This is a genomic window from Cellulophaga baltica (assembly GCF_900102165.1).
In the GTDB taxonomy this organism is placed as follows: Bacteria; Bacteroidota; Bacteroidia; order Flavobacteriales; family Flavobacteriaceae; genus Cellulophaga; species Cellulophaga baltica.
In genome coordinates this window covers 1-2,238 of record NZ_FNBD01000044.1, presented here as the reverse complement: position 1 = coordinate 2,238, position 2,238 = coordinate 1, and the positions used below count along the sequence as shown (strand labels likewise).

2 protein-coding genes are annotated in these 2,238 nt (G+C 31.3%); both read right to left on the bottom strand.

Translation table 11 applies throughout. The annotated features are described in order from the left end of the window. Window positions 1–229: 229 nt before the first annotated feature. Window positions 230–1,801 carry a phospholipase D-like domain-containing protein gene (locus BLQ19_RS20760; protein WP_074539652.1) on the bottom strand — a complete coding sequence of 524 codons (1,572 nt, stop codon included), beginning with the start codon at window positions 1,799–1,801 and terminating at the stop codon, window positions 230–232. 71 nt (window positions 1,802–1,872) lie between these two features. Continuing rightward, a partial coding sequence (locus BLQ19_RS20755; RefSeq protein ID WP_175444459.1) for a tyrosine-type recombinase/integrase occupies window positions 1,873–2,238 on the bottom strand: 366 nt, incomplete at its 5' end.

The window sequence follows — 2,238 nt, the reverse complement described above, 5'->3', positions numbered from 1 at the left end:
ACTTTGTCAATTCGGTAATAAGTCCGCAAACCTTTATATTTTGTTCTATAATTTTCATTTATTTACGGATGTTTTTTCAATGACCGCTAACGTTTATGTATAAGATTAGTTGCGTGTTTTAAGCACTAAAGTTAGCAAATAAATCACAGATAGAAAGTCCGCAAGGACTTTCGTAAGTAGGCTAAAACCAGCAATTAATTTTATACGGTGTTGTGGTGCGTATTTTATTTTAAATTAGAAATCCTTCTCTCCGTAGTTCACTTTTTTCTTGTTCGTTAAAATTCTTTCTAATTAATTCCATTCTTGTTTTGTTTTCCTTTTTTTGTCTTATCCAATGGTATATATTTCCAACTATAGATTCAGGTAAGAACCAATTACCTTTTGGATTAATCGACTTGTTATAACGAAATGATTTCCATTCTTCCGTTCTATCTTTTTGTCGAGTTCTAATTCTTCCTAATGGACGTTCTTCGTCAAATACTAAATACCAAGCATCAACTATGTCTTGTTGTATTTCATCTGGAAGTTCATCAATTCTATCTCTTAAAGCACTATTAAACCTGTTTTGAAAATTAGCTTTATTTGGATTTTCTCTTTCCATAAGGTCATTAATAAATCTTGTAGCAGTATCTATTGGTGTCCTGCTCTTAGAAGATAAATCGAGAATTTCATTTATTCTCTCCATTGTATCTAATTTCTTTCCTGATTTATTAGCTTTTTTAATTGCTTGAATCCAAGTTCCAAGACGCACACTTCTGTATTCGTATCGTTGGCTAAGTCCGATATTTTCTCCTTCGTCAACTGCTTCTTGTAACAACTTTAGTTTAGTGCTGTCTTTCCACTCTTGCCATAATTTATGTGCATCACCGAAATAGAAATGCTCTTTTTTGAGTAGTACTGCGTGTTCAGGTGGTAGTATTTTATTTTTGAAGTATATCTTTTGTTTTAGATACCAATTATATAAGGATGGATTTTTATAATCTCTTGGAACAACCACACTATATTTATCTCCTTTGTCCTTGTTTTCTTTCTTAAACTCCTTAAATAAATCGAAAAAGTCAGGCCAAGAATTTAAATAATCTTGAGTTATAGCTGGAATATATTCAGAATCATAATTGTTTGAAGATGGTTTTGATTCAATTTTGCCTAAAGAACCTTTATCAAATTTCAGTTTCTTTCTTTTAGCAAAAGCTATTTTATTTGACTTTAAAAATTCGTGCTCTGCATTTGTCTTCGATTCGGGCCATATAAAACCTGAATCTTCTAAGTCTTTTAAAACTTCTTGTGTTAGTTTCTGTACATTTTTATCCGTACCATTCAATATAGTATCAAAATATTCTTCAAATTGTCTAACTAATTTTTTTCCTTGCTGATTAGTCTTTGAGAATTCAAAAAATGTAGATGCTTCTATATTATCAAATAGTCCAAAACTTGTCAAGTTTGAAGAGCCTGTAATAAATCGATAATTATGCTTGCCTTGGAAAAAATAGATTTTTGGATGAAACATCATTTGGTCTTCTGTGCAGAAAATCCAAGTTTCAATATTATTGTCGATTAAAAACTGAAGAGCTTCTCTCGAAGTTCCTTTTGGTACAATTCCAAGATAGAACTTTAAAGACTTAAATTGTTTTGAAGCTTCAAGTAATTCTTTCTTTATTCTGTTAATCCCTGACATTTTCGTAAATGCAGAGAACCCAACAAAAGAGTAGTAATCGTCATTTTTAAAGGAATCAATCATATAGTGTCCAACCGTGTTGGTATGGTCTTTATGAAGTCCGTGACCTAAAAATTCTACTCGCATTTCGTTTTTTTATATGCACCACAACACTTGTATAACTACAATAAATTGTACTCCTATTGTAGTTATATCGTTTATCCATGCAATGTATTATTTTTTAATAAAGAATCCAAAGGGCTTGTTATGGTCTTATTATTAATTTCAATTGTTTTGGTGTAAATCTCAGTTGTTTTTGGCGAACCATGCCCTAACATATTCTGTAAATGGCGAATGTTTATATTATTCTCTATGCAATGGGTAGCAAATGAATGGCGTAAGGTATGTACGGTTGCCCATGGATTAGAATTGGTGTCTTTTACTGCTTTTCTAGATATAGATCGTATACTACTAGTACTGTATTTGCACCCTGTTTGACCCTCAAATAGCCAGTACGATGGTTTATATGCTTTATAATATGTTCTTAATAGTAGTACTAGCTGTTCAGGAAGAATAGTTTTTCT

Coding starts and splice junctions, on each gene's coding strand:
- BLQ19_RS20760 (WP_074539652.1), bottom strand. CDS start 1,801: ATGCGAGTAGAATTTTTAGGTCACGGACTTCATAAAGACCATACCAAC.